Genomic DNA, 23,284 nt, shown 5'->3' with positions numbered 1-23,284 from the left:
GGGGCATCCCATCGCAAACGGAGGTAACGACGATGCACGATTTCGCGGGCGCGGTTTGGCGTACCAGCAGCCGTTCAAACGACCAGGGGCTCTGCGTGGAGGTGGCGGACAATCTGGTCGACGTCCATGGTCTGGTCGCGGTCCGCGACTCCAAGGACCAGGCCGGCCCCACACTCGCGATCAGCCCGCCGGGATGGACGGCGTTCATCGGCGCGATCCGGGCCGGTCGCTTCGGAGGCTGACGGGCGCCGCGACACCGGTCGACGACGACCGGCGACGAGCGACCGCCCAAGCGGACAGCGTGGCCTCCGGGTGGTGAAATTCCGTCCCGGAGGCACCCGTCGGGCCCTCACTCCGCGTACCGTCGGGGACACGGGAGGGTGGTATGTCGACGGTGGCGGTTACCGGGTTCATCCAGGCGCACGCTGTCGATGTCTGGCGCCTGTTGACCGACCTGCCCGGTCGCGCGGCCCGGCTGACCGCGGCCGGCCCGATCGAGGTGCTCACTCCGGGTCCGTTCGGGCCGGGCGCCGCCTGGCGTGAGGAGCGCGCCCAGCCGGGCGGCGGCACGCTGATCGAGGAGTTCCTGGTGGTGGAGGTGCTCGCCCCGCAGCGGCTGGTGCTCTGTTCCTCCGGTGCCGGCGTGGATTACCGGATCACCTGGAGCCTGCGGCCGGTCCGGCGTCGCGGTCGGGGTTGCACGGCGGTCACCGTCACCCAGGAGGCGGTGCCGACCGCCCCGTACGGTCGGGTGGTGGCGCTGCTGCTCGGCGGGCTCGCCGCGCGGGCGGTCGAGGTGGCCCTCCGGCGCGATCTCGCCGACCTGACCGTCGCGGCCGGTGCCCTCGGCTCCGTCGAAGCAGCCTGACCTCCACCCCGTTGACTTCGCCCGCCGGTTTCCCGCTCGGGCCGGCGGCGTGACCTGACCGGGGTCCGGCCGGTTCCGCTGGGTAGGGTGCCGGGCGGAGGTGCGGCATGGGGTTCCCGAGGGGCCGGCGACGGCTCGTGATGGCGGTCGTGGCGCTGCTCGCGACCGCAGCCGTCGCGATCATCGTCCACCGGGTGCTCGCGCCGGCCGAGGTGAGTACGGTGGCGCGGGCTGACTACCCGGCCCCGGCCCGACCGGCTGCTGGCGTGATCGGTCGACTGCCGGTCGCCCCATTGATCGTGGACTCCCGGCTGCGGGTGTACGCCGCGCACCGTCAGGTCTATGCCGACCGGCCGGTCGACGGGCGGCACCGGACCTCCCCGTACTGGTCGTACCGGCGCTGGCCGGCCGAGTTGGTCGGGGTCGTCGCGAGTGGCACCACGGTGGTGAGCCGATGGTCCGACGGTCAACTGGTCGCACTCGACGCGCCGACCGGCCGGGTGCTCTGGCGAACCGACGGCCCGGTGCCCGCCGAGAGCGGGGCGGTGGTGCGGCGGACCGGCGCGGCCACCGTCTGGGATCCGCGCGGGCTCCATCTCACCGACCTGCCGGACGGCCGGGTGGTGCTGGTGGTCACCGGGGACGCCCAGGCGCGTGGGGTCGAGTTGAGCGGCGGTCGGGAGCTGTGGCGGGTCGACCTGCCCGGCAGGTGCCGTAGCGACGTCGGCACCACCGCCTCCGGGCAGCTGATCGGTCTGGACACCTGCGCCGGGCCGGCCACGGTCGAGTTCCGGGACGCGGCGACCGGTGCGGTGCGCGAGCGCTGGCGACCGCCGGGTGGCTCGGACGAGTTGCTGGTGACTCCGCTCGGCTGCCGTACCGGCCGGTCGGACTGCCCGGCCCTGCGGACGGCCGGCCCGGGTGATGCGGGCGGTCGCGGTTGGCTGCTGGGCACCGGCGAGCCGGTCGCCGCTCCCGCGTTGGATCCGGCCGGCGCCATGCTGGTCGGTGAGCAGGCCGTTGTCGTGCTCGACGGGGTGGTGGTGGGTCGGTCGGCGCGTACGGGCACCGAGCTGTGGCGGTCCGCGCATCTGGGCACGGTTCGGGTGCTGGCCGGGCAGCCTGGCCGGGTGCACCTGCTGACCGAGGCGAACGACCTGGTGACGCTGGATCCGGTGAGCGGTCGGCAGCTGTCCCGCTTCTCCCTCAACGTCGGCTCGGACGGAACGGGCTGGGCACCCGGGGCGGTGGCGGCCGAGGGCGGCTACCTCGCGGTGGAACGGCTCCGCGAGCCGGTCGACCCGGATGGTGACGACCGGCGCTACTACCTGACAGCGGAGGCCGTGATCCTGGCCGCCACCTGATCGTGGCGTCTCCGACACCTTGCCACTCGACCTGCCCGTGCTCTTTGTCCAAAAAGGGTACGTTTCTCACGGTTCAGGTTTCGGTGGAAGGGGTCGGCGCATGGGTAGGACAGCAGCCAGCTACCTCGTGGGCGGCGTACTCGCCGCCACCGCGAGCCTCGCGTTGGCGGTTCCGCCGGTGCTGACTGCGGACCCCGCTTCGGCGCACGGGTCCAGAGCGGTCCAGGTCGAGCCGTCAGAGGGCGCCGGCGTCGCCTTCGAGATCGTGCCCGCGTCACCGACGCCTACGCCTCCCACGCCCACACCGACGCGGCCCACCCCCACCCCCAGCCACGGTGGCCAGTTGCCGGTCACCGGTTCGGGCGGGTCGACGCTGCTGCTCGCCGGGTTGGGCGCAGCCCTGCTCCTCGTTGGCTGGCTCGCCGTGCGCCGCCGCCGGTCGCTCTGACGTGCGCCGCCGCCGGCGGTCGCTCTGACGGGCGGCCGCCAGCGTGGCGTCAGCGTCCGGCCGGGACCCGCTCCCGCGGCCTGGCGGTGGGAGGTCGACCGGACCGACGGGACCGGCGGCGGGCCAGGAACGCGAGGCCGGCGATCAGCAGCAGGCCCGCGACGGCCGCCCCCACGAGCCAGCCGGAGCTGATCCGGGAGACGACGCTGGCCCGCTTCCCGACCTGACCCGCGTCGGGGAACTGGATCTGTGCGGTGACGCTCCGCTTCACCAACCCGCTCTCCAGATTCACCTCAGCCTTCCAGGGCCCGTTGGGCAAGTCGACGGGGAGCCGGGCGACGACCTGCCCGGAGCCACCCGGCGGTAGCGTGACGCCCTGCCCGATCGGGAACGGGCCGGCTCGGCTGCCGGCTGGTCCATCGGTCAGGGTGACCGCGCCGGTCAGGTCGATGGCACGGCCGCCGGTGTTGGTGACCTGGATCGTCACCGACGGTTCGCCCTCGAGGCTGCGAGCCGGGCGTAGTTCACCGATCGAGAAGTCGGAGGCTGGTTCGCCGCCGGGCCCGACGTCGAGGTACACCCGGACTCCGACCCGGTGGACCTGGGTGATCTCCCCGCCGGCCCGGGGCGTGGAGGCGGCGGACGCCCAGAGCACCCCGTACCGCTCGCCGCGTGAGGCGGCCGGCGGCACCGTGATGGTCGCTCGGACGCGGGTCTCGCCCCGCGGTTGCAACTCCACGGTGCCCTGGTCGAGGGTGATCCATGACGTCAGCTCGTTCTCGGCGCGGCCCTCGCCGAAGCGGAACGTCGAATCGTCCAGGGTCGCGGACGCAGGGTAGATGTCGATGCGACGGGTCTCGTCGGTGCGATTGGCGACCAGCAGTTGTCGCTTGATGGTGGTGCCCGGCGGTAGGTGGTCGACGATGTAGCGCAGCGCCCGGGGGTCGGTGCGGCGCTCGGCCGGGGCTTCCAGCAGCCGGATTCCGATGCTGCCCTCGTCCGACCCCGCGTCCGGCTCGACCGCGCCGGCCCGGGTCGACAGACCCGGACCGGCGAGGCAGAGCAGGGCGAGCGCGACCGCGATGGCCGACCGCCCCCGGGGCTCACGCCACCGAATGTGTCACCGTGCCCGTGTAGACACCCGCGATGCTGTCCAGCGGGACGTTGACCACCAGGGTGGGGGTCCAGTTGGCGCTGTTGCCGCCGGTGCCGCCGCTGTGGGTGAACGCGGTGAGCGGGGTCACGCTGGACAGCGGTGCCGCGTCGCCGGCGGCGGCCTGCCCCGCTGTGAAGGTGCCGTCGCCGGTGGTCGGCGGAACTCCCGTCGCCGGGCCGGACCAGTAGTCGATCTCCTCCGGGAGGACTGTCTCGGGCGGCGAGGAACCGCCGGTCTGGAAGACGGATGCCGTCACCGACGCGACCCAGGAGGCGTCGGCAGCGCCCCGGGAGTCGGTGACGGTCACCGTGCCGAGCGAGCCGCTGATGGTGCCGCCGGGGGCGCCGTCACCCAGGTCGGCGGTGGCCGGCGCGACGACGTCGAGGGTGCCGGCGAGCACCTCGAAGGTGGTGTCCGTGGTGTCGGTGGGCGCGGCGGCGGCCGGCGCGGCGAGGAAGCCCACCATCGCGGCGGCGGCCGCCCCGGCGAGACAAATCTTGGCAGTACGCACTGTCTGTTACCCCGTTTTCTCGAAGTGAGCCGGCGTGGTCCGTGGCACATCCGGCTACTTCGGAAGATAGGGCAGCTAACGGGCGGAATGGGACAAACAGTATTTACAGCGTGATTTGTTCATCAAGGAGGCGTGCTGGTCACGTCAACGCCAACTCCGCGGCGGCCAGGAACGCGTCGTTCTCGGCCGGGGTGCCGATCGTGACCCGGACCCCGTCCCCGGCGAACGGCCGGACGATCACCCCGCGCCCCTCGCACGCCTTGCCGAACGCCACGGCCCGGTCGCCCAGCGGCAGCCAGACGAAGTTGGCCTGGCTGGTCGGCACGTCGGGCACGAACTTGCGCAGCGCCTCGGTGACCCGGTCCCGCTCGGCGACGACCAGGCCGCAGCGGCGCTCCATCTCCGTAACCTGGGTCAGCGCGGCGAGCGCGCCGGCCTGGGCGGCTGTGCTCGTGGAGAACGGCGTCACCACCTTGCGGATCGCCGCCGCCACCACCGGCTGCGCGACCAGCCAGCCGATCCGCAGCCCGGCCAGACCCCACGCCTTGGACAGGGTCCGCAGCACCGCAACGTTCGGCCGGTCCAGGTAGTCGAGCCCGTCCGGCACCTCGGGGTCGGTGACGAACTCCCGGTACGCCTCGTCGATGACCACCAGCACGTCGTCCGGCACCGCGTCGAGGAACCGGTCCAACTCGGCCCGGCGCAGCGCGGTGCCCGTGGGGTTGTTCGGGTTGCAGACCAGGATCACCCGGGTCCGGTCGGTCACCGCGGCGGCCATCGCCGTCAGGTCGTGCCCGTGCCCGGCGTCGTTGGGCACCCGCACGCTGGTCGCGCCGCTGGTCGCCGCGATGATCGGGTACGCCTCGAAGGACCGCCACGAGTAGAGCACCTCGTCGCCCGGCAGGCAGGTGGCCCGGACCAGGTGCTCGGCGAGCGCCACCGACCCGCAGCCGGTGGCGATCCGGTCGGCGTCCACCCCGTACCGCTCGGCCAGTGCGTCACGCAACGCGACCACGCCCATGTCCGGGTAGCGGTGCGACGCGGTGACCGCCTCGGTGACCGCCTCCACCACACCGGGCAGCGGCCCGTACGGAACCTCGTTGCTGGCGAGCTTGATGGCCTCCGGCAGGCCCAGCTCCCGGGCCAGGTCGGCGGGACTGCGCCCCGGCACGTAGTTGGGCAGCGCGTCCAGGTCGGCGCGGGTCAGCCGCAGCGCCGGTTGGTGACGTCCGGAGTCGGTCATGGGGTGTCTCCCGGGGGCTGGTTGCTGTCGTTCGAGGGGGCGGAGCCGGTGGTGTGCGGGACTTCGACGACCACTGTCCGCGCGCGCTTGTCGTGCAGCGCCCGGCGCAGGGGGTGGTCGAAGAGGGGGGAGAGAGCGTCGACCAGTTGCAGCACCAGGCCGATCCCGGCGCAGTACCAGAGCAGGGTCGGCAGGCCCAGGCTGCTCCACCGGCTCATCGCCCGGCCGAAGCCCAGCGGCTCGTCGGCCGCGATCGGCACCGCCCGGATCCGCATCACCCGCTTGCCGATGGTCTGCCCACCGGCGGCCATGGCCGGCACCTCGTACGCCAGCCAGAGTGCGGTGGCGATCACGAGGATCACCACCAGGAGAAGGTCGCTCTGGTTGCTGGGCATCGGCAGCCCTTCGGCGGAGGTGTCGCCCCGAGCCGCTCGCCGGAAGACTTCCTGCCAGTACGGCGCCCACTCCTGGAGCCATCGCCAGACGAACCAGCCGTTGACCAGCACGTTCAGTGCGAAGACGAGGCCGAAGTCGATCAGCCGGGCGGTGAACCGGCGGCCGTAGCCGGCCAGTGTGAAGCCATGCGGTCGCGGCTCGGGCGGTCGCACAGGCCAGCCGGGATGACCGGGCGGTGGGACCCAGCCGGGCGGACCACCCTGCGGACCCCAGCCGGGAGGGGCAGCTTGTGGACCCCAGCCCGGGCCGTACCCCGGTTGTGGGCCGTGATGTGGCGGCCAGCCGGGCGGGACGGTCGCCGGGCCGGGGGCGGCCGACGCCGCGGGCGGGGCCGGCGTGACCGGGGCGGGGGGCGGCTCGACCGGCGGTGGGCCGTCCGGCGGGGTGGCGTCGACGGGGATGGGCGCACCGAGCCAACCCTCGCCGTCCCAGTATCGACGGGTCTCAGTGTCGGCGGGGTCGACGTACCAGCCGGGTTGAACGCTCACGCCGCCGCTCCGCTTCGCTCGCTCACGAGGACACCTTAACGACGACCGTCCCGGCGAACTTGTCGTGGAGGCACTGCTGCCAGGGCTTGTCCCACAGCTGCCAGAACCCGTCGAGGTAGTTGAACCCGGGAACCAGCGAGCCGGCCAGGAACTGCACCAGATATCGCCGGCCGGCCATCCGCCGGTTCAGCGCCTGGGTCGGGTCGAGCGGCACCACGCGCAGCTTCATGACCTTCTTGCCGAGCGTCTGACCGCCGCGCTTGAGGTACTCCACGTGGTAGAGCCAGTAGAGCCCGAGCATCAGGACGAGAAGCCCGAGTTGAAGCAGCAGGATCGGCAGGAAGAAGTTGATGAAGAAGGCGCCCGGGTCGGGCTGCACGAGGGTCCCGTCCGGGTTGGTCCGGGACATCTCGGTGACCATCCGCCACCAGAGGACGAGGAAGACCGGCATGAACAGCACCATCGACACCGCGCTGGCCAGCGCGGTGTCGATCAGCCAGGCCAACAGCCGGTCGCTGAAGCTGGCCAGCGGCTGCCCGCTCGGGCTCAGCGTCGGGGGCGGGGCCACCGGTCGCGGCGGTCCGGGGTACCAGTGCGGTGGGGCGTACCCGGGCGGGGCGTACTGCGGCGGCGCGGCGTACCCCTGCGGGTGTGGACCGGGCGGCGCGACGCCGCCGGTGGCGGGCTGAGGCCCACCGACCGGCGGCGTCGGGTACGACGGAGGCTGCGTCACGCTCGCAAGTGTTACAGGTTGCCGCGGGCTTCCTGCTCCCGCTCGATCGCCTGGAAGAGCGCCTTGAAGTTGCCCTTGCCGAAGCCCAGCGAGCCGTGCCGCTCGATCAGCTCGAAGAAGACGGTGGGGCGGTCCTGCACCGGCTTGGTGAAGATCTGGAGCAGGTAGCCGTCCTCGTCCCGGTCGACCAGGATCTTGCGGGCCTTCAACTCCTCGATCGGCACCCGGACGTTGCCGATCCGGCCGCGCAGTTCCGGGTCGTCGTAGTACGAGTCCGGGGTGTCCAGGAACTCCACCCCGGCCGCGCGCATCGCGTCGACGCTGGCCACGATGTCGTTGGTGGCGACGGCGATGTGCTGGGCGCCCGGGCCCTGGTAGAACTCCAGGTACTCGTCGATCTGGGACTTCTTCCGGGCGATCGCCGGCTCGTTGAGCGGGAACTTCACCTTGCGGGTGCCGTTCGCCACGACCTTGCTCATCAGCGCCGAGTAGTCGGTGGCGATGTCGTCGCCGACGAACTCCGCCATGTTGGAGAAGCCCATCACCCGCTTGTAGAACTCGACCCACTCGTCCATCCGGCCCAGCTCCACGTTGCCGACCACGTGGTCGACGGCCTGGAAGAAGCGCTTCGGCTGGACACCAGCGTCGATCATCGGCTGCCGGTCCACGATCGGGCCGCGGGCCACGAAACCGGGCAGGAACGGGCCGGTGTATCGGGACCGGTCGACAAGCGTGTGCCGGGTGTCGCCGTACGCGGCGATGGCGGCCATCCGGACCGTGCCGTGCTCGTCGGTCACCTCGTGCGGCTCGACGACGCCGGTGGCGCCCTGGGCGATGGCGTGCGCGTACGCGGCGTCCACGTCCGGCACCTCCAGCGCGATGTCGCTGACCCCGTCGCTGTGCTTCGCCACGTGCGCGGTGCCGTCCGCGTCCGGCCGTACCGCGCCGGTCAGCACGAACCGGGCCGAGCCGCTGGTCAGCACGTACTGGGCGTGGTCCCGGTAGCCCTGCTCGGGTCCGCGGTACGCCACGCAGGTCATCCCGAAGGCGGTGGAGTAGTAGTGGGCGGCCTGCTTGGCGTTGCCGACCAGGAAGTGCACGTGGTCGAGGCCCCTGACCGGGAAGGGGTCGCGGCTGATGTCGTGGTCGACAGCGCCGACGAGCCGGTCGACGTCGACGTCCTCGGTCGACTGGGGTCGGTCGATCGCCTGGGTCATGGTGGTCTCCCTCGCGTACCGGCCGGCCGGGTGGGCCGCCGTCGGTTCTTGTGGCGAGGATCGCTGCGCCGATGCCAGGTGGGCAACTGTCGGCGCAGATGCTGGTCAGGTTGCACATTCGGTATGGTCTTACCCCATGAATGGTGAGCAGAATGTACAGCTCGATGCGCTCGACGTGCGCTTGATCGAACTGCTCGCCGAGGAGCCGAGGATCGGCGTGCTGGAGTGCTCACGTCGGCTGGGGGTGGCCCGGGGCACCGTCCAGGCCCGGCTGGACAAACTGGTCGAGCGGCGTGTCATCGAGGGCTTCGGCCCGGAGATCTCGCCGGCCGCGATCGGGTTCGGGGTGACCAGCTTCGTCACCCTGGAGATCAGTCAGCGGCACGGCCACGACCCGGTCACCGCCCACCTCGCCGCCATCCCCGAGGTGTTGGAGGCGCACACCATCACCGGCTCCAGCGACCTGCTCTGCCGGATCGTGGCCCGCTCCAACACCGACCTGCAGCGGGTGATCGACCAGATCGTCTCCTCCGCCGGCATCACCCGGGCCTCGACCATCATCGCGCTGGCCGAGCAGATCCCCTACCGCACTCTTCCCCTGGTGCGCAGTGCTGTTCGGGCCGAGGGAAGAGCGCTGTAACACCTCCGAGCCCAGAAAGCGCGGCGACACGGCGGCGCGGGCGTACGGAAGATCCGTGATCGTGGCTACGGTGTGCGGTGTGGCGAAGGGGAGCGTGCGCGGCGGGCTGCTGCTTGGCCTCGCCGTGGTCGTCGCGCTCGCCGCGACCGGCGTGTGGAACCCCTTCCCCGGCCTGTGGGACTGGGTGGACCGCAGCGAACCCATCTCCGAGCCCGACGTGGTCTGGCAACAGCGGGTCGGCGGCACTCCGCGCAGCGTGACCATCGCCGGCGACGCCGTCGTGGTCGAGCAGCGCACCCGGGTCGAGGCCCGTAGCCTGGCCACCGGCACCCAGCTCTGGGAACGCAAGGCGGACTGGTCGGCGGTCGCCGGCGGCGACCGGGACCCGGTCGTCGCCGTGGGCAAGCTCCTGGTCAAGGGGTACGAGCTGCTCGACCCGGCCACCGGGGCGACCCGGCGGCGTGACGACGACGCGGTGGCCGTGTGGACGTACCGCAATCTGCTCCTGGACGCCCGGTGCACCGACGCCACCGACTGCACCCTGAGCGCCTGGGACCCACGCGGCACCGCGCCACTGTGGACCGCCTTCCTGCCCGGGGTGCACAGCGGCCTGCTCGCCGACAACCCGGGCCTGCGCGGCACCCGCCGGCTCACCGCCACCCGGATCGACGACGGCGTGGCCGGGGCGGAACCCGCACCACCACTGCTCGGTTTCCCGGTCGACGGCCGGGTGCACGTGGTCGACACCGCCACCGGCCGGGTGCTGCAGAACGTCGAGCCCGGCCGGGACGAGCGGCTCTCCGTGGTGGGCGGCCGGATGCTACGGATCGTCGCCCGCTCGCAGGACGGCGCCTGTTACTTCGACATCTCGGCCCGGGACCCGGCGACCGGGCAGGAGGCCTGGCAGCGGGCCGGTGTCAACCTGCGTACCGCCGACAACGCCGGCTGTGTGCAGCGCGAGGACCCGCAGGGTGCGCGGAACGTGCTGATCGGCGTCGGCCCGGACGGCCGCGAGGCGGTCATCGACGGGTACGACGGACGGCTGCTCTGGGTCGGCGAGCCGGGCACCAGGTTGATCGCGGTCGACGACCGTCAGGCCGTGTTCCGGGCCGCCGACAAGCGCTCGGTGGTCGCCCGTGAGCTGGGCACCGACCGGGTTCTGTGGACCCGGCCGGCCGGCGGCAAGTCCGGTGCCGTGCTCACCCCGTACGCGGCGGTGGTCTCCGACGAGAAGCCGTCCCGGTTGGCCGCGGTGGACCCGCGCAACGGCCGGGAGTTGGCCGTCCTGCGTACCTCGGCGAACGCCCTCGCGGTCGGGTCGCAGGGCATGGTCATCGGTGAGGGGCGGGAGATCGGGTACGTCCGCTTCGGCGCCACCGGGGGCTCGCCCGCCCGACCACCCGGCGACGGTGGGAATCCTGGCCCGGGTGGCACCGGCCCCGGCGGGCCGAACAACGGCGACTGCGGGCCGAAGGGGGAACTCTGCCCCGACCCGGGTGGCGGCAAGGACGGCTGAGCGGGCGGCTCGCTCGCTGATCTCCGGTGGTGCCGGTGCGCGTCGAGCCCGGCGGATGAGAGCGGCGTCCCAGGACCAGCCCGGCGGGTGGGAGTGATCGACCGGTCTGCCCTAGGCTTGCCGCTCATGAGCAGTGCCGCCGCATTCTCGTACGCCCCCCTGCTGCCGACCGGCCCGGACCAGACGGATTACCGCCTGGTCACCGACGAGGGCGTCGACGTCGTACATGGCCCGGGAGGCCGTCGGTTCCTCACCGTGGAGCCGGCCGCGCTCACCGCGCTGACCGCCGAGGCGATGCACGACATCGCGCACTTCCTGCGCCCGGCGCACCTGGCCCAGCTCCGGGCGATCATCGATGATCCGGCCGCCTCGCCGAACGATCGGTTCGTCGCGCTGGATCTGCTGCGCAACGCCAACATCGCCGCCGGTGGGGTGCTGCCGATGTGCCAGGACACCGGCACCGCCATCGTGATGGGTAAGCGCGGCCGGCACGTGCTGACCGACGGCGCCGACGCCGAGGCCATCTCCCGGGGTGTCTACCAGGCGTACACCAAGCTCAACCTGCGCTACTCCCAGCTCGCCCCGCTGACCATGTGGGACGAGCGGAACACCGGCAGCAACCTGCCGGCGCAGGTGGAGCTGTACGCCGAGGACCCGGACGGCCACCCCGACGCGTACAAGTTCCTGTTCATGGCCAAGGGTGGTGGCTCGGCCAACAAGTCGTACCTCTACCAGGAGACCAAGGCGCTGCTCAACCCGACGCGGATGATGCAGTTCCTGGAGGAGAAGCTGCGGCTGATCGGCACCGCCGCCTGCCCGCCGTACCACCTGGCCATCGTCATCGGCGGCACCTCCGCGGAGTACGCCCTGAAGACCGCGAAGTACGCCAGCGCCAAGTATCTTGACGCGCTGCCCACCTCGGGCTCGATGAGCGCGCACGGCTTCCGGGACCTGGAGCTGGAGGCGGAGGTGCTGGAGCTGACCCGCAACTTCGGCATCGGAGCGCAGTTCGGCGGCCGGTACTTCTGCCACGACGTACGGGTGGTCCGGTTGCCCCGGCACGGCGCGTCCTGCCCGGTGGCCATCGCCGTCTCCTGTTCGGCGGACCGGCAGGCGGTCGCCAAGATCACCCCGTCGGGTGTGTGGTTGGAGCGGCTGGAGACCGACCCGGCGCGCTTCCTGCCCGACGTCACCGACGACTCGCTCGACGCCGAGCTGGTCGTCCGGGTCGACCTGAACCGGCCGATGGACGAGATCCGCGCCGAGCTGTCCAAGTACCCGGTGAAGACCCGGCTGTCGCTGTCCGGCCCGCTCGTGGTGGCCCGGGACATCGCGCACGCGAAGATCGCCGAGCGGCTGGACGCCGGCGAGCCGATGCCGCAGTACCTGCGCGACCACGCCGTCTACTACGCCGGCCCGGCGAAGACCCCCGAGGGCTACGCTTCCGGCTCGTTCGGCCCCACCACCGCCGGTCGGATGGACGCCTACGTGGAGAAGTTCCAGGCCGCCGGAGGCTCACACGTGATGCTGGCCAAGGGCAACCGGTCGGGTCAGGTCACCCGCTCCTGCCGGCAGCACGGCGGCTTCTACCTCGGCTCGATCGGCGGGCCCGCGGCCCGTCTCGCCCAGGACTGCATCAAGCACGTCGAGGTGCTCGAATACGCGGAGCTGGGCATGGAGGCGGTCTGGAAGATCGAGGTGGAGGATTTCCCCGCCTTCATCGTGGTCGACGACAAGGGCAACGACTTCTTCGCCGAGGTCACCAAGCCGGTGCTCACCGTCGGCCGCCGCTGACCCGACAGGTATGCGAGGGGGCGCCGAGCGGATCCGCTCGGCGCCCCCTCTGTCGTCCGTGCTCCACCGACATCGGTGCGCCCGCCCTGCTGGGTGGAACGGGCGCACCGCCCCCGTCGGATGCCGTCACCGACAACCCGGAGCGAGTCTGCGGCGCACCGCTGTCGATCCACTCTCAGATCACTATCGACGGATCGCGGCGATCCGTGACCGCCGGGCTACTCTGCTGGAAGTTGCACCGATAATGCGGGAGAGCAGATGCGGTTCGGGATCCTGGGGCCTCTGCGGGTCGGCGGTGGCGAGTCCACCGTCACCGCGGGGCGCGACCGGGTCGTGCTCGCCATGCTGCTGCTGCGGTCCGGTCGGCTGGTGCCGGTCGAGGAGTTGGTCGACGCGGTCTGGGAGGAGCGTCCGCCGGCCACCGCCCGGGCACAGTTGCAGACCTGCGTGTCGCGGCTGCGGCGTCGGCTCGCCGAGCTCGGGTTGGCACCGGAGACCATCGTCACCGACCCGGCGGGGTACGGCGTCCGCACCACACCGGCCGACCTGGACGCCGAAGTCTTCGCCCGGGGCGTGGACGCGGCCCGTGCCGCCGTTGCGGCCGGTCGGCTGGCCGACGCGGGCACGCGGTTCCGCGCCGCCCTGGCGCTCTGGCGCGGGCCGGCGCTCGCCGGTATCCCGAGCCGCAGCGTCCGCCGTCGCGCACAGGCGCTCGACGAGCAGCGCCTCACCGCGCTGGAGGAGTGCGTCGACGTCGAGCTGCGCCTCGGTCAGGCAGCGGAACTGATCGAGGAACTGGCGGAGAGCGTCGACCAGCATCCGCTGCGGGAGCGCCTGCGTGGCCAACTGATGCTGGCGCTGTCGTCGGTCGGGCGGCAGGCCGACGCGCTCGCGGTCTACCGGGAGGGTCGGCGGATCTACGCCGACGAGTTGGGCATCGAGCCGGGCGTCGAGTTGCAGGAACTGCACCAACGGGTGCTCGCTGGCGACCTGGCGCTGGCCGGCCGGGAGACCCGGGCGATCGTTCCGGTCCGTTCGCTGCCCCGGGCGATCGGGGACTTCACCGGCCGGCAGGACACGCTGGCCCGCCTGGTGAAGGAGATCGAGGAGGACGGCCAGATCCAGCTCATCGACGGGATGGCCGGCAGCGGCAAGACCACGCTCGCCGTACACGTCGCCACCGCGCTCGCGGACCGTTACCCGGACGCCCAGCTCTTCGTGGACCTGCACGGGCACAGCGAGCGCACCCCGTTGACGACGGCCACGGCCGTGACAGCCCTGCTGCGCCAGCTCGGTGTGCCGGCGGAACGGGTGCCGGTCAACCCGGACGACCGGCTGGCGCTCTGGCGGACCGAACTGGCCGGCCGACGTGCACTGGTGGTGCTGGACAACGCGGCCACCGCCGACCAGGTGGCGCCGTTGCTGCCCAACGGTTCGCACTGCCTGGTGCTGATCACCAGCCGCCGCCGGCTGGTCGGTGTGGACGAGGGGCGGCCGTCGTCACTGCCCGTGCTGGACGCCGACGAGGCGATCGAGTTGCTGGGTCGGGTGGCCGGGGCGGAGCGGATCGCCGACGAACCCGAGGCGGCTGCGGAGGTGGCTCGCCGCTGCGGGTACCTGCCCCTGGCGATCCGGCTGGCTGGCGCGCGACTCGCGCACCGGCCGCAGTGGCGGGTCGCCGACCTGGCCGAACGGCTGGTCGCCGGTGCGGGACCGCTGGCCGAGCTGGCCGCCGGGCAGCGCTCGGTGGGGCAGGCGTTCGCCCTGTCGTACGCGCAGGTCACACCGTCGGCGCAGCGGCTGTTCCGGTTGATCGGTCTGTACCCGGGCGGACGGTTCGACAGTCGGGTGGCCGCCGCCCTCGCGGAGCTTCCGATGACCGAGACCCAGGACCTGTTGGACGAGCTGGTCGACGCGCACCTGGTGGAGGAGGTGCAGCCGGGCCGGTACCGGTTGCACGACCTGCTGCGCGAGTACGCCCGGTTGTTGCTCGCGCCTCCGCAGCGGCAGGTCGAACGACGGGCCGCCCTGGAACGGCTGCTGGATCACCATCTGTCCGTCACGTTGGCGATCGCCCGGACGATCGAGGCGGCGGGCAGTCGCCGCAACATTCCGGCGAGCACGCCCGGCCGACCCGACCTGGTGGCCGCCCCGGTCGCCGAGGGGCGGGCGTGGTTCGAGGAGAACCTCGCCGGTCTCACCGCCCTGGTCCGGCTGGCCGAGGAGGAGGACTTCCCGGCTCAGTGTTGGCAGCTCGCCCGGGCCTGCTGGCGGCTCAACTTCGACGGTGGGCACCTCGACGAGCTGATCGAGACCCATACGATCGGGCTTCGGGTCGCCGAGCGGCTCGGCGACGAGGCGGCGATCGCCGTGATGTTGAACTATCTCTCCTCGGCGTACTTCCGGCTGGCCCGCTTCCCGGAGGCGATCAGGTCGATGGAGGTGGCGCTCGACCTGCGCCGACGGCTCGGGCTGCGCGGCGACGTGCTCAGCACGCTCTGGAACCTCGGAATCTCGTACGCCGCGAACGGTGACTTCCGGCAGAGCAAGGCCATGTTCGACGAGGCAGTCGACATGGTCGACGGGCTGGGTGACGCACACGAACTGACCAACCTGCAGAACAACCTGTGCTTTGCGCTGATCGGCTGGGGTCGGTACGACGAGGCGCTGCGCACGGCCCGGCAGCACCTCCTCCTGGCCCGGCAGACGAGGGACATGCGGCAGACCGTGAATGCGATCGGGCACCTCGGCATGATCCGCCACCGGATGGGTGACCTGGGTCCGGCCCGTCGGATCCTGCGACTCGCGCTGCACCTGAAGCGCAAGGAGGGCAATCGGTTCGGCGAGGGCGAGGTGCTCAACGAGCTCGGTGTGATCGAGCGCGTCGACGGGAGGCCGGAACGCGCCGCCGCGCTGCATCGGGACGCGCTGGTGGCGATGATCGAGGTGGGCGACCGGATCGGCCAGTGCGCCTCGCGCAACCTGTTGGCCCAGGCGATCCTGGAGCAGGGGGACGTCGCGAGCGCGCTCGACCTGCACCGCCGGGTGCTCCACGACGCCACCCGACTGGGCGCCCGCTACGAGCAGGCTCGGGCGTTGGAGGGCGTTGCCCGCTGCGTACGCGCCAGCGATCCGGCGGCGGCCCGCACGCACCTGACCCGGGCGCTGTCCCTGTTCCGGCAGGTCGAGTCGCCGGACCAGCACGGGGTGGAACGGGTGCTGGCCGAGTTGGGCTGACGGATCATCTGCGAGTAGGCCATGGGCGCGGCAGGATGGTACGCGTGACGACTCCAGAGGCGACCGGTTACCGCATCGAACGCGACTCGATGGGCGAGGTGGAGGTGCCCGTCGAGGCGCTGTGGCGGGCTCAGACCCAGCGCGCGGTGCAGAACTTCCCGATCTCCGGCCGGGGGCTCGAGCCGGCCCAGATCAAGGCCCTCGCGCAGATCAAGGGCGCGGCGGCCGAGGTCAACGGCGAGTTGGGCGTGATCGACGCCAACGTGGCCGCCGCCATCGCCGCCGCCGCCGCACACGTGGCCGACGGCGGCTACGACGACCAGTTCCCGGTGGACGTGTTCCAGACCGGCTCGGGCACGTCGTCGAACATGAACACCAACGAGGTGATCGCCACCCTGGCCACCCGGGAGCTGGGTCAGGACGTGCACCCGAACGACCACGTCAACGCCTCCCAGTCCAGCAACGACGTCTTCCCGTCGTCGATCCACCTGGCTGCCACCCAGTTCATCGTCGAGGACCTGCTGCCGTCCCTGGCGCACCTGGCGTCGACGCTGGAGGCCAAGGCGGCGGAGTTCGAGACGGTGGTCAAGGCCGGGCGTACCCACCTGATGGACGCCACCCCGGTCACCCTGGGCCAGGAGTTCGGCGGGTACGCCGCCCAGGTCCGCTATGGCATCGAACGGCTGGAGGGCTCGCTGCCCCGGCTGGCCGAGCTGCCGCTGGGCGGCACCGCCGTGGGCACCGGGATCAACACCCCGCTCGGCTTCGCTGCCGCCGTGATCGGCAAGCTGCGGGAGTCGACCGGGTTGCCGCTGTCCGAGGCCCGCAACCACTTCGAGGCGCAGGGCGCCCGGGACGCGTTGGTGGAGACCTCCGGCCAGCTGCGTACCGTGGCGGTGGGCCTCTACAAGATCGCCAATGACATCCGGTGGATGGGCTCCGGCCCCCGGGCGGGCCTGCGCGAGCTGCGAATTCCCGACCTCCAGCCCGGCTCGTCGATCATGCCGGGCAAGGTCAACCCGGTGGTCGCCGAGGCGATGCGGCAGGTCTGTGCCCAGGTGATCGGCAACGACGCGACGGTCGGTTTCGCCGGTTCGCAGGGCGATTTCGAGCTGAACGTCATGCTCCCCGTGATGGGCCGCAACCTGCTGGAGTCGATCCGGTTGCTCTCCGCGGCGAGCCGGCTCTTCGCCGACCGGCTGGTGGTCGGCCTGGTCGCGGACGCCGCGGTCTGCCTGGCGTACGCCGAGGGTTCGCCGTCGATCGTGACCCCGCTCAACCGCTATCTGGGGTACGACGAGGCCGCGTCGATCGCCAAGGAAGCGCTGGCCAAGCAGACCTCGATCCGCGAGGTGGTGATCTCCCGAGGTCACGTCGACTCCGGCAAGCTCACCGAGACCCAGCTCGACGAAACCCTCGACCTACTCCGAATGACCCACCCCTGACGGCTGGCCCGCGCGGCGCCGCCCAGCCGAGGAAGCGGGTGAAGAGCGCCGCGGGGTCCGGGCCGTCGTGCGGGTTGAGCCGGTACAGGTCGGCAGCCGCGTCATGCAGGACCGTGCACAGGTAGGTGCTCAGCGCGATCCGGTCGTGGCGTACTCCTGCCGGAGGGTGAGTCGCGCGACCGGGCACGGCCAGGGTGCGGCGCAGACCCGGCATAGCCAGAGCGGGCGAAGCGGCAGGTGCGGCCGACGTGGCGTCGTCGCGCGGTCGTCCGGGGCGGTCCGGGACATGAGGCGGCCTTCCTATGGAGCTGAATCGTTTGCGGCATCACCCCCCGCTCGCCCCGGCCGTGGGACGGCGACGAATCTCGGGGACGTGGTCGGGTGCGGGACAGCAAGGACCCGGACGGGCCCGTGCTCGCCGTCGACGCGTACTCCCGGCGGCACTTCGTGGTCGCGCCCCCGCGCTGACGCGACCGTCTCGCCCGCGACGGCGGTCGGGGTTCCCCGCGCAACGTCGCCGACGTTGCGCGGATCTTGCGAAAGGCCCGGGTAAACGGCTCGACGGCGTCGCGGGGCGACGGGATGATCCGGCCCATGGGTGGAGATGGTGCGGGCCTGCCTGCGGGGACTGAGCGGTTGCGGCTGCGGCGGCTGACCATGGCGGACGTCGGCGCCCTGGTCGAGCTGGACAGTGACCCCGAGGTGATGCGTTTCCTCACCGGCGGTGTCGCCACCCCGTTGGTGACGGTCCGGGACGAGCAGTTGCCGAAGCTCCTCGCCCAGTACGACCGGCACCCCGGGCTGGGTCGGTGGGTGGCGCTCGACCGGGAGACCGGCGACTTCCTGGGCTGGTTCGCGCTCGACCCGTCGGCGGACGGCACCGAGGCCGAGCTGGGCTACCGGCTGCGCCGCTCGACGTGGGGGCGGGGTCTGGCGACCGAGGGTTCCCGGGCGCTGGTCCGGTACGCCTTCGACACCGTCGGCGTGCGGCGGGTGTGGGCCGAGACGATGACGGTCAACGAGCGCTCCCGGCGGGTGATGGTCAAGGCCGGGCTGCACTATGTGCGCACCTTCCACCTCCAGTGGGACGACCCGATCCCAGGCACCGAGCACGGCGAGGTGGAGTACGAGTTGCGGGCGGAGGAGTGGGCCGCGGCTCAGGAGCGGCCGGCCGCCCGGCGGGCGCGGTAGGCGGTCACCGCCGCGCGGTTGCCGCAGCCCGCCTCGCAGAACCGCCGTGACCGGTTGCGGGACAGGTCGACCACCACGTTGTCGCAGTCCGGGTACTCGCAGATCCGCAGCCGGCTCAGCTCGCGGGCGCGAACCAGGTCGGCCATCGCCATCGCCGCCTCCACCGCGATCCGGGTGGCCAGCGGCGCGTCGCGGGGTACGGCGTGCAGGTGGTAAGGCTCGTCGTCGTGCTCGATGAGCTGGGGCAGTGCCCGGTGCTCGAGCAGCAGGCCGTTGACCAGCGCGACGATCTCGGGCGGCTCCGCGTACCAGATGCGGCGTAGCCGGGGCCGCAACTCCCGGACGGCGCGCAACTCGGCGTCGGTGTGCTCGTGCCGCCCGCTGTAGGCGTGCCGGACGAAGAACGCGTCCAGCGCGGCGATGTCGGGCAGCAGCTCGCCGTCCCGACCCGCGGTGTTGACCAGCGCGGCGGCGGCGATGAGCGAACATTCGGTGTCATGAGCGAATAGCAACTTGACTCCTGTCACAGGGGCCGCCTAGCGTCATCAGCACAAGGATAGTTTGCTCATGACACCTGGTGCCGTACCGAGGAGCGCGACATGCACTCACGACCTGCCGCAGGCGCCGCGTTGGCGCTGCTCTCCGCAGTCACCTTCGCCACCTCGGGCACCTTCGCGCGATCGCTCATCGAGGCCGGCTGGTCCGCCGAGTCCGCGGTGATCGCCCGGGTCGGCGTGGCCGCCCTGGTGCTGGCGATCCCCGCCCTGCTGTCGTTGCGGAGCAGGTGGCACGTGCTGCGCAGCAACGCCACGGCCATCGGGCTGTTCGGGCTGCTCGGGGTGGCGCTGGCCCAGGTCTGCTTCTTCAACGCCGTGCGTTACCTGCCGGTCGGTGTCGCGCTGCTGCTGGAATACCTGGGCATCATCCTCGTCGTCGGCTGGATGTGGCTGCGGCACGGGCAGCGCCCCCGCCGGCTCACCGTGGCCGGGTCGGTGGCCGCCCTGGCCGGGCTGGCGTTCGTGCTCGATCTCGCCGGCAACGCCGACTTCCACCCGGTGGGCGTGCTGTGGGGTCTGGGCGCGGCATTCGGCCTGGCCGGCTACTTCGTGCTCGCCGGCCGGGTCGATCCCCGGCTGCCCTCGGTCGCCATGGCGAGCGGTGGAATGGCCGTCGGTGCCGCCGTGCTGCTCCTCATCGGGCTGACCGGCCTGCTGCCGCTGCACGCCACCTTCGGCGAGGTCACCTTCGCCGGGCAGCAAACCAGTTGGCTGCTGCCCATCGCCGGGCTCTCCCTGGTGGCGGCCGTCATCGCGTACCTGGCCGGGATCGCCGGCACCCGGATCCTCGGCCCCCGGCTGTCGTCCTTCGTCGGGCTGACCGAGGTGCTCTTCGCCGTGCTGATCGCCTGGCTGTTCCTGCACGAGCTGCCCACCGGCTGGCAACTGTTCGGTGGCGCCCTGATCGTCGCCGGGGTCGCGCTGGTCCGCCTCGACGAGCTGCGCGGGTCGCCGCCGGAGTCCGAGCCGGTCTCGCCCGAGCCTGTGCTCGCGCTCGATGGCCGGTGAGGTTGGCGGTCGGTTGTGTTGGTCGGTCTTTGGTCCGTCTGGTCGGTGTGCTGGACGGTCGGTGAGAGAGTGGCGTCGTGTTGACGACCGTGGTGTTTGACGCTGACGAGACGCTGCTGGACCTGCGTCCCGCGGTGACCGGCGGGCTGGTGGCCGTCCTCGACGAGATGCGGCGACGCACCCCGGCGGCGGCCGGGCTGACGCTCGCGGAGCTGGAGTCGGACTGGGATGCGGTCTTCGGCGAGCTGAAGGCAGCCCCGGTGATGGAGATCCGACGCGCCGCGCTGGCCCGATCGCTGGCCAGCGCCGCGCTGGACACCCACCTGGACGAGATAGCGGACCTCTTCTTCGCCCGCCGGTTCGCCCTCACCCGACCGTTCCCGGACGTGCCACCGGCGCTGGCCACGCTGCGCGGCCGGTACACCCTGGGCTTCGCCACCAACGGCAACAGCCGCACCGAACGGTGCGGGCTCGCGGGTGAATTCGCCTTCGAGCTGTACGCGCATGAGAACGGCCTGCCCAAGAAGCCCGCCCCAGAGTTCTATGCAGCGGTGGTCGCGGCGGCCGGCGTGCCGGCCGGGCAGATCGTGTACGTCGGTGACTCGTGGGAGCACGACGTGGTGGCACCCCAGCGTGCCGGCCTGCGATCGGTGTGGCTGAACCGGCTCGGTCTGCCTCGCCCGCTCGGTTGCACGCCCGACGCCGAGGTGGCGAGCATGGCCGACCTGCCGGCCGCGTTGGCAGGTCTGCGCGTCGACGCGGAGGGTGCCGGCGCTCTCGGTGCTCGTGTCGATGTGGCTGGTGCGCGCGCCGAACTGGAGGGATTCACGGCTATAGCGGACGTTCAGCTGGCGTAAACCGGCACGTTGGGCCCCGGGGCCCGGTCGACGATCGTCGACCGGCCCCCGCCGTCGTGCCGGGCCGGCTGCCCGTCGTCCCGGGCCTCGCCGTCGTCCGAGGCTCGCTGCCCCTCATGATCGACTCGGGTTTCTTGAAATCGGGGTGTCAGTTTCTGGAGGAAGGCACGGTTCCCAGGAACCCGAGTTGATCCTGCTCAAGAGGATGCTCCCCGTCGCCATCCGCGGCCGACCAGCGCGTCGCGCACCTCTCGGAGCACCGCCGGGAACTCGCCGTGCAGCCGCCGATTGGTCACGTGCAGGACCAACCAACCGGCACTGACCAGCAGGTTCAGTCGGCGGCGGTCGCGGTGCAGCTGCTCTGCGTCGGAGTGCCACTGCCCGTCGTACTCGACCGCCACCCGATATTCCGGCCACGCCAGGTCTGGGTGCAGGACAACGCCGCTGGGTAGGCGTACCGGATGCTGAACGGCCGGGCGCGGCAGCCCGCCGAGCACCAGCCGTACGCGCAGGTGCGACTCCGGCGGTGACTGGGCTCCGCCGTCAGCCAGGTCGAAGATCCACCGCGCCCGCCGCCCGCCGGGCCGGTCGGCGTTGCGGGTGGCCATGGCGGCCAGCGTGTCGCGATCGGTCAACCCTTGCCCGAGCAGCGAGTCGACGATGGCGACCGCACGAATCGGATCGAGCCACACGGCCGTCTCCCAGGCAGCGCGCCCAGGGTCGGAGTGGGGGACCGGGACGCCCGGATCCCCGTTGCGCCGGGGTGCGATGGTCGCCACTCGCCCATCACTCGGTCTGGCGACCGCCGTGCTGCCGCTGCTCGCTGCCGTTGCGCTCGACCGGGGCAGCTGACGTGTCGGGTGTGCTGGGACTCCGACGTCCGATGGTCGCCTTGTTCCCATGGGGAGCCCTGTTCTCGGGGGTCGCCCTGCGTCGGCTGGTCGCCCTGCGTCCGGCGATCGTCCTGTATCACGTGGACGTCCTGCGCCCGGTGCTCGGCCTGTGCTTGCTCGGCCTGTGCTTGGTGGACGCCCTGGCACCGGCGGACGTCGTGCGCCCGATGGGGTTCCGGACAGCTCCGGCGGCGCCTCGACGTCGAACAGTGGGGTGATGGCGTTGACGTGCACGCGGAGGCCGCGCTGTGGGCCGATCCGCAGCGGTCGGGGCACGAGTACGTGCACATCGTCGGTGAAGCTCGCGGCGTGTTCGACACCGTGCAGGTAGGCGGCCGATGGGCCTCCGACCTCTACCCCGGGCGGTAGCCGGAGGAGGGCGGCGCGGCAGGCGAGGGCGTGGTCCCGGTCCAGCCGTGCGTCGGCGTAGATGTCGTGGCGCAACCGCACCCAGGCGGCGCTGCGCAGCTGATGCTCGGTGAGCAGGCCATCCCGGACAGCATCGGAGCCGCGGAAGACCTGCCACGTCAGGGCGTCGGGGCGGTGCGGACGTGGTGGCATGCCGAGCAGCCTGCCGACCGCCGATTCGCCGCCGAAACCCCTGTGGACAACTCGGCCTGCGCCTGCCTCCGGCCCTGTGGACAACCACGATTCCGCCTGGTGATCGTGGTATGGCAGCGTCCGGATCGAACTTATTGGGCATTCCGGCGGCCGACGGGCGGTGATCCACTCGCGTTCCTGAAAGTCGGGCGGTCGCTGGCGCTCGGATACCGCGATATCTGTGAACCCGAGTTGATCAAGCTGCGGCGAGCGAGCGAGCGGGCGGGCGGGCGGGCGGGCGAGCGGGCGGGCGGGCGGGTGGCAGGCGTCGCTGCGCCGGGCGGGCGCGCGGGGGCGAGTGGTGGGCCGGCCGGGGTCAGGCGAGGGCGGTGGTGATGGCTGTGGCGGCGGCCAGGACCTGGGGGCCGATCGTGTCGACATCCAGCGGGGCGAGCGCGACCACGCCGACGCTGGCCTCCAAGCCAGGCACGCCGAGCACCGGCGCGGCCACCCCGTACGCACCGGCCTGCAACTCCCCGCTGCTGCTCACCGGCTCCGCCACCCCGGCTCGACCGGCCAGAATGGCCCGGCCCGCCGCCCCCCGGTCCAGCGGATGCCGTGCCCCGGCCCGGTACGCGACGTGGAACGACGTCCAGCTCGGCTCGACCACAGCCAGGGCGACGCCCTCGCCGCCCTCGACCACGGTCAGATGCGCGGTCGCGCCGGCCTGCTCAGCGAGGCGGCGTAGTGCGGGCAGCGCACCCTCGGCAAGCAACGGCTGAGCGCGTCGGGCCAGGTGCAGCAGCCCGGCGCCGAGGCGCAGCCGACCGTCGCCGTCTCGGCGCAGCATGCCGTGCCCGGTCAGCGGGCCGACCAGCCGGTAGACGGCCGCCCGGCCGATGCCGAGCCGGTTCGCGGCCTCGGTGACGGTCAGGCCGCCCGAGGCGTCGGCGACCAGGTGCAGCAGCCGTAACCCTCGGTCGAGGGTCTGCGACGTCTCTCCGACCCGGCCCGCAACGCCGTCGGCCTGCCCGGCGACGGTGTCGGCGGGGGCGCTGGGGCTGGCCGGTGGCTCACCGGAGCGTGCGGTCGCATCCACGCCTGGCAGCGTACGACCCGGCA

Annotated in this window: 22 protein-coding genes and 1 pseudogene; 13 read left to right on the top strand and 10 right to left on the bottom strand. The window is 72.2% G+C overall.

Features of this window, described 5'->3' with window-relative positions; translation table 11 throughout:
• Window positions 1–32: 32 nt before the first annotated feature.
• The 4 genes from ACQEUX_RS25655 (at window position 33) to ACQEUX_RS25640 (ending at window position 2,680) form a co-directional block, all read left to right on the top strand.
• Window positions 33–242, top strand: a complete 210-nt coding sequence (locus ACQEUX_RS25655; protein ID WP_433053314.1) for a DUF397 domain-containing protein — start codon at window positions 33–35, stop codon at window positions 240–242.
• A gap of 143 nt (window positions 243–385) precedes the next feature.
• Window positions 386–868, top strand: coding sequence for an SRPBCC family protein (locus tag ACQEUX_RS25650; protein ID WP_433053311.1), 483 nt, complete (start codon window positions 386–388; stop codon window positions 866–868).
• 107 nt (window positions 869–975) lie between these two features.
• Window positions 976–2,232, top strand: a complete 1,257-nt coding sequence (locus ACQEUX_RS25645) for a PQQ-binding-like beta-propeller repeat protein (protein WP_433053308.1) — start codon at window positions 976–978, stop codon at window positions 2,230–2,232.
• A 100-nt stretch (window positions 2,233–2,332) separates the two neighbouring features.
• A complete protein-coding gene (locus ACQEUX_RS25640; RefSeq protein ID WP_433053305.1) occupies window positions 2,333–2,680 on the top strand; it encodes an LPXTG cell wall anchor domain-containing protein in 348 nt (115 codons plus the stop codon).
• Window positions 2,681–2,729: 49 nt separating this feature from the next.
• Here the strand turns inward: ACQEUX_RS25640 and ACQEUX_RS25635 are convergent, their stop codons facing one another.
• The 6 genes from ACQEUX_RS25635 to hppD form a co-directional block, all read right to left on the bottom strand.
• A complete protein-coding gene (locus tag ACQEUX_RS25635; RefSeq protein ID WP_433053302.1) occupies window positions 2,730–3,419 on the bottom strand; it encodes a hypothetical protein in 690 nt (229 codons plus the stop codon).
• A gap of 364 nt (window positions 3,420–3,783) precedes the next feature.
• Window positions 3,784–4,347 carry a hypothetical protein gene (locus ACQEUX_RS25630; RefSeq protein ID WP_433053299.1) on the bottom strand — a complete coding sequence of 188 codons (564 nt, stop codon included), beginning with the start codon at window positions 4,345–4,347 and terminating at the stop codon, window positions 3,784–3,786.
• Between the two features lie 139 nt (window positions 4,348–4,486).
• Window positions 4,487–5,590 (bottom strand): histidinol-phosphate transaminase, encoded by a 1,104-nt coding sequence (gene hisC, locus ACQEUX_RS25625; RefSeq protein WP_433053296.1) that lies wholly within the window; start codon window positions 5,588–5,590, stop codon window positions 4,487–4,489.
• Window positions 5,587–6,534 (bottom strand): RDD family protein, encoded by a 948-nt coding sequence (locus ACQEUX_RS25620; protein WP_433053293.1) that lies wholly within the window; start codon window positions 6,532–6,534, stop codon window positions 5,587–5,589. The genes hisC and ACQEUX_RS25620 overlap by 4 nt, the downstream gene beginning before the upstream one ends.
• A gap of 22 nt (window positions 6,535–6,556) precedes the next feature.
• On the bottom strand, window positions 6,557–7,267 hold the full coding sequence (locus ACQEUX_RS25615; RefSeq protein WP_433053290.1) for an RDD family protein: 711 nt from the start codon (window positions 7,265–7,267) through the stop codon (window positions 6,557–6,559).
• 11 nt (window positions 7,268–7,278) lie between these two features.
• Window positions 7,279–8,484 carry a 4-hydroxyphenylpyruvate dioxygenase gene (gene hppD / locus ACQEUX_RS25610; RefSeq protein ID WP_433053287.1) on the bottom strand — a complete coding sequence of 402 codons (1,206 nt, stop codon included), beginning with the start codon at window positions 8,482–8,484 and terminating at the stop codon, window positions 7,279–7,281.
• 136 nt (window positions 8,485–8,620) lie between these two features.
• Here hppD and ACQEUX_RS25605 point away from each other — a divergent pair, with 136 nt between their 5' ends.
• The 5 genes from ACQEUX_RS25605 (at window position 8,621) to ACQEUX_RS25585 (ending at window position 17,116) form a co-directional block, all read left to right on the top strand.
• Window positions 8,621–9,124, top strand: coding sequence for an Lrp/AsnC family transcriptional regulator (locus tag ACQEUX_RS25605; protein ID WP_357183539.1), 504 nt, complete (start codon window positions 8,621–8,623; stop codon window positions 9,122–9,124).
• Between the two features lie 70 nt (window positions 9,125–9,194).
• Entirely contained in the window at window positions 9,195–10,640 is a 1,446-nt protein-coding gene (locus ACQEUX_RS25600; RefSeq protein ID WP_433057128.1) for a PQQ-binding-like beta-propeller repeat protein, read from the top strand.
• 126 nt (window positions 10,641–10,766) lie between these two features.
• Window positions 10,767–12,434: a fumarate hydratase gene (locus ACQEUX_RS25595; RefSeq protein ID WP_433053283.1), complete on the top strand. Its 1,668-nt coding sequence runs from the start codon at window positions 10,767–10,769 to the stop codon at window positions 12,432–12,434.
• Between the two features lie 258 nt (window positions 12,435–12,692).
• On the top strand, window positions 12,693–15,671 hold the full coding sequence (locus ACQEUX_RS25590; protein WP_433053280.1) for a BTAD domain-containing putative transcriptional regulator: 2,979 nt from the start codon (window positions 12,693–12,695) through the stop codon (window positions 15,669–15,671).
• A gap of 35 nt (window positions 15,672–15,706) precedes the next feature.
• Window positions 15,707–17,116 (top strand): class II fumarate hydratase, encoded by a 1,410-nt coding sequence (locus ACQEUX_RS25585; RefSeq protein ID WP_433053277.1) that lies wholly within the window; start codon window positions 15,707–15,709, stop codon window positions 17,114–17,116.
• Here the strand turns inward: ACQEUX_RS25585 and ACQEUX_RS25580 are convergent.
• Window positions 17,061–17,404, bottom strand: a pseudogene (locus ACQEUX_RS25580) (hypothetical protein). The gene ACQEUX_RS25585 and the pseudogene ACQEUX_RS25580 overlap by 56 nt on opposite strands.
• Before the next feature lie 93 nt (window positions 17,405–17,497).
• Here ACQEUX_RS25580 and ACQEUX_RS25575 point away from each other — a divergent pair.
• Both ACQEUX_RS25575 and ACQEUX_RS25570 read left to right on the top strand, forming a co-directional pair.
• Complete coding sequence (locus ACQEUX_RS25575) at window positions 17,498–17,584, top strand: DUF397 domain-containing protein (RefSeq protein WP_433057127.1); 87 nt, start codon at window positions 17,498–17,500, stop codon at window positions 17,582–17,584.
• Between the two features lie 126 nt (window positions 17,585–17,710).
• Window positions 17,711–18,307, top strand: a complete 597-nt coding sequence (locus ACQEUX_RS25570) for a GNAT family N-acetyltransferase (protein ID WP_433053274.1) — start codon at window positions 17,711–17,713, stop codon at window positions 18,305–18,307.
• On the opposite strand, the gene ACQEUX_RS25565 is transcribed toward ACQEUX_RS25570, so the two are convergent.
• On the bottom strand, window positions 18,274–18,819 hold the full coding sequence (locus ACQEUX_RS25565) for a CGNR zinc finger domain-containing protein (protein ID WP_433053271.1): 546 nt from the start codon (window positions 18,817–18,819) through the stop codon (window positions 18,274–18,276). The genes ACQEUX_RS25570 and ACQEUX_RS25565 overlap by 34 nt on opposite strands.
• Before the next feature lie 87 nt (window positions 18,820–18,906).
• On the opposite strand from ACQEUX_RS25565, the gene ACQEUX_RS25560 reads away from it, so the two are divergent.
• Together ACQEUX_RS25560 and ACQEUX_RS25555 are read left to right on the top strand one after the other, a co-directional pair.
• The gene (locus tag ACQEUX_RS25560) at window positions 18,907–19,872 is read left to right on the top strand and encodes an EamA family transporter (RefSeq protein ID WP_433053268.1); all 966 of its coding nucleotides are present in this window, start codon (window positions 18,907–18,909) and stop codon (window positions 19,870–19,872) included.
• 77 nt (window positions 19,873–19,949) lie between these two features.
• Window positions 19,950–20,729 (top strand): HAD family hydrolase, encoded by a 780-nt coding sequence (locus ACQEUX_RS25555; protein ID WP_433053265.1) that lies wholly within the window; start codon window positions 19,950–19,952, stop codon window positions 20,727–20,729.
• A gap of 197 nt (window positions 20,730–20,926) precedes the next feature.
• On the opposite strand, the gene ACQEUX_RS25550 is transcribed toward ACQEUX_RS25555, so the two are convergent.
• The gene (locus tag ACQEUX_RS25550) at window positions 20,927–21,421 is read right to left on the bottom strand and encodes an endonuclease domain-containing protein (RefSeq protein WP_433053262.1); all 495 of its coding nucleotides are present in this window, start codon (window positions 21,419–21,421) and stop codon (window positions 20,927–20,929) included.
• A 1,117-nt stretch (window positions 21,422–22,538) separates the two neighbouring features.
• Window positions 22,539–23,261 carry an IclR family transcriptional regulator gene (locus ACQEUX_RS25545; protein ID WP_433053259.1) on the bottom strand — a complete coding sequence of 241 codons (723 nt, stop codon included), beginning with the start codon at window positions 23,259–23,261 and terminating at the stop codon, window positions 22,539–22,541.
• Between the last annotated feature and the right edge of the window lie 23 nt (window positions 23,262–23,284).

The organism is Micromonospora sp. CA-259024, from assembly GCF_050936255.1.
In the GTDB taxonomy this organism is placed as follows: domain Bacteria; phylum Actinomycetota; class Actinomycetes; order Mycobacteriales; family Micromonosporaceae; genus Micromonospora.
The sequence above is the reverse complement of the archived record's forward strand: the minus strand, read 5'-3'. Positions and strand labels throughout refer to the sequence as shown.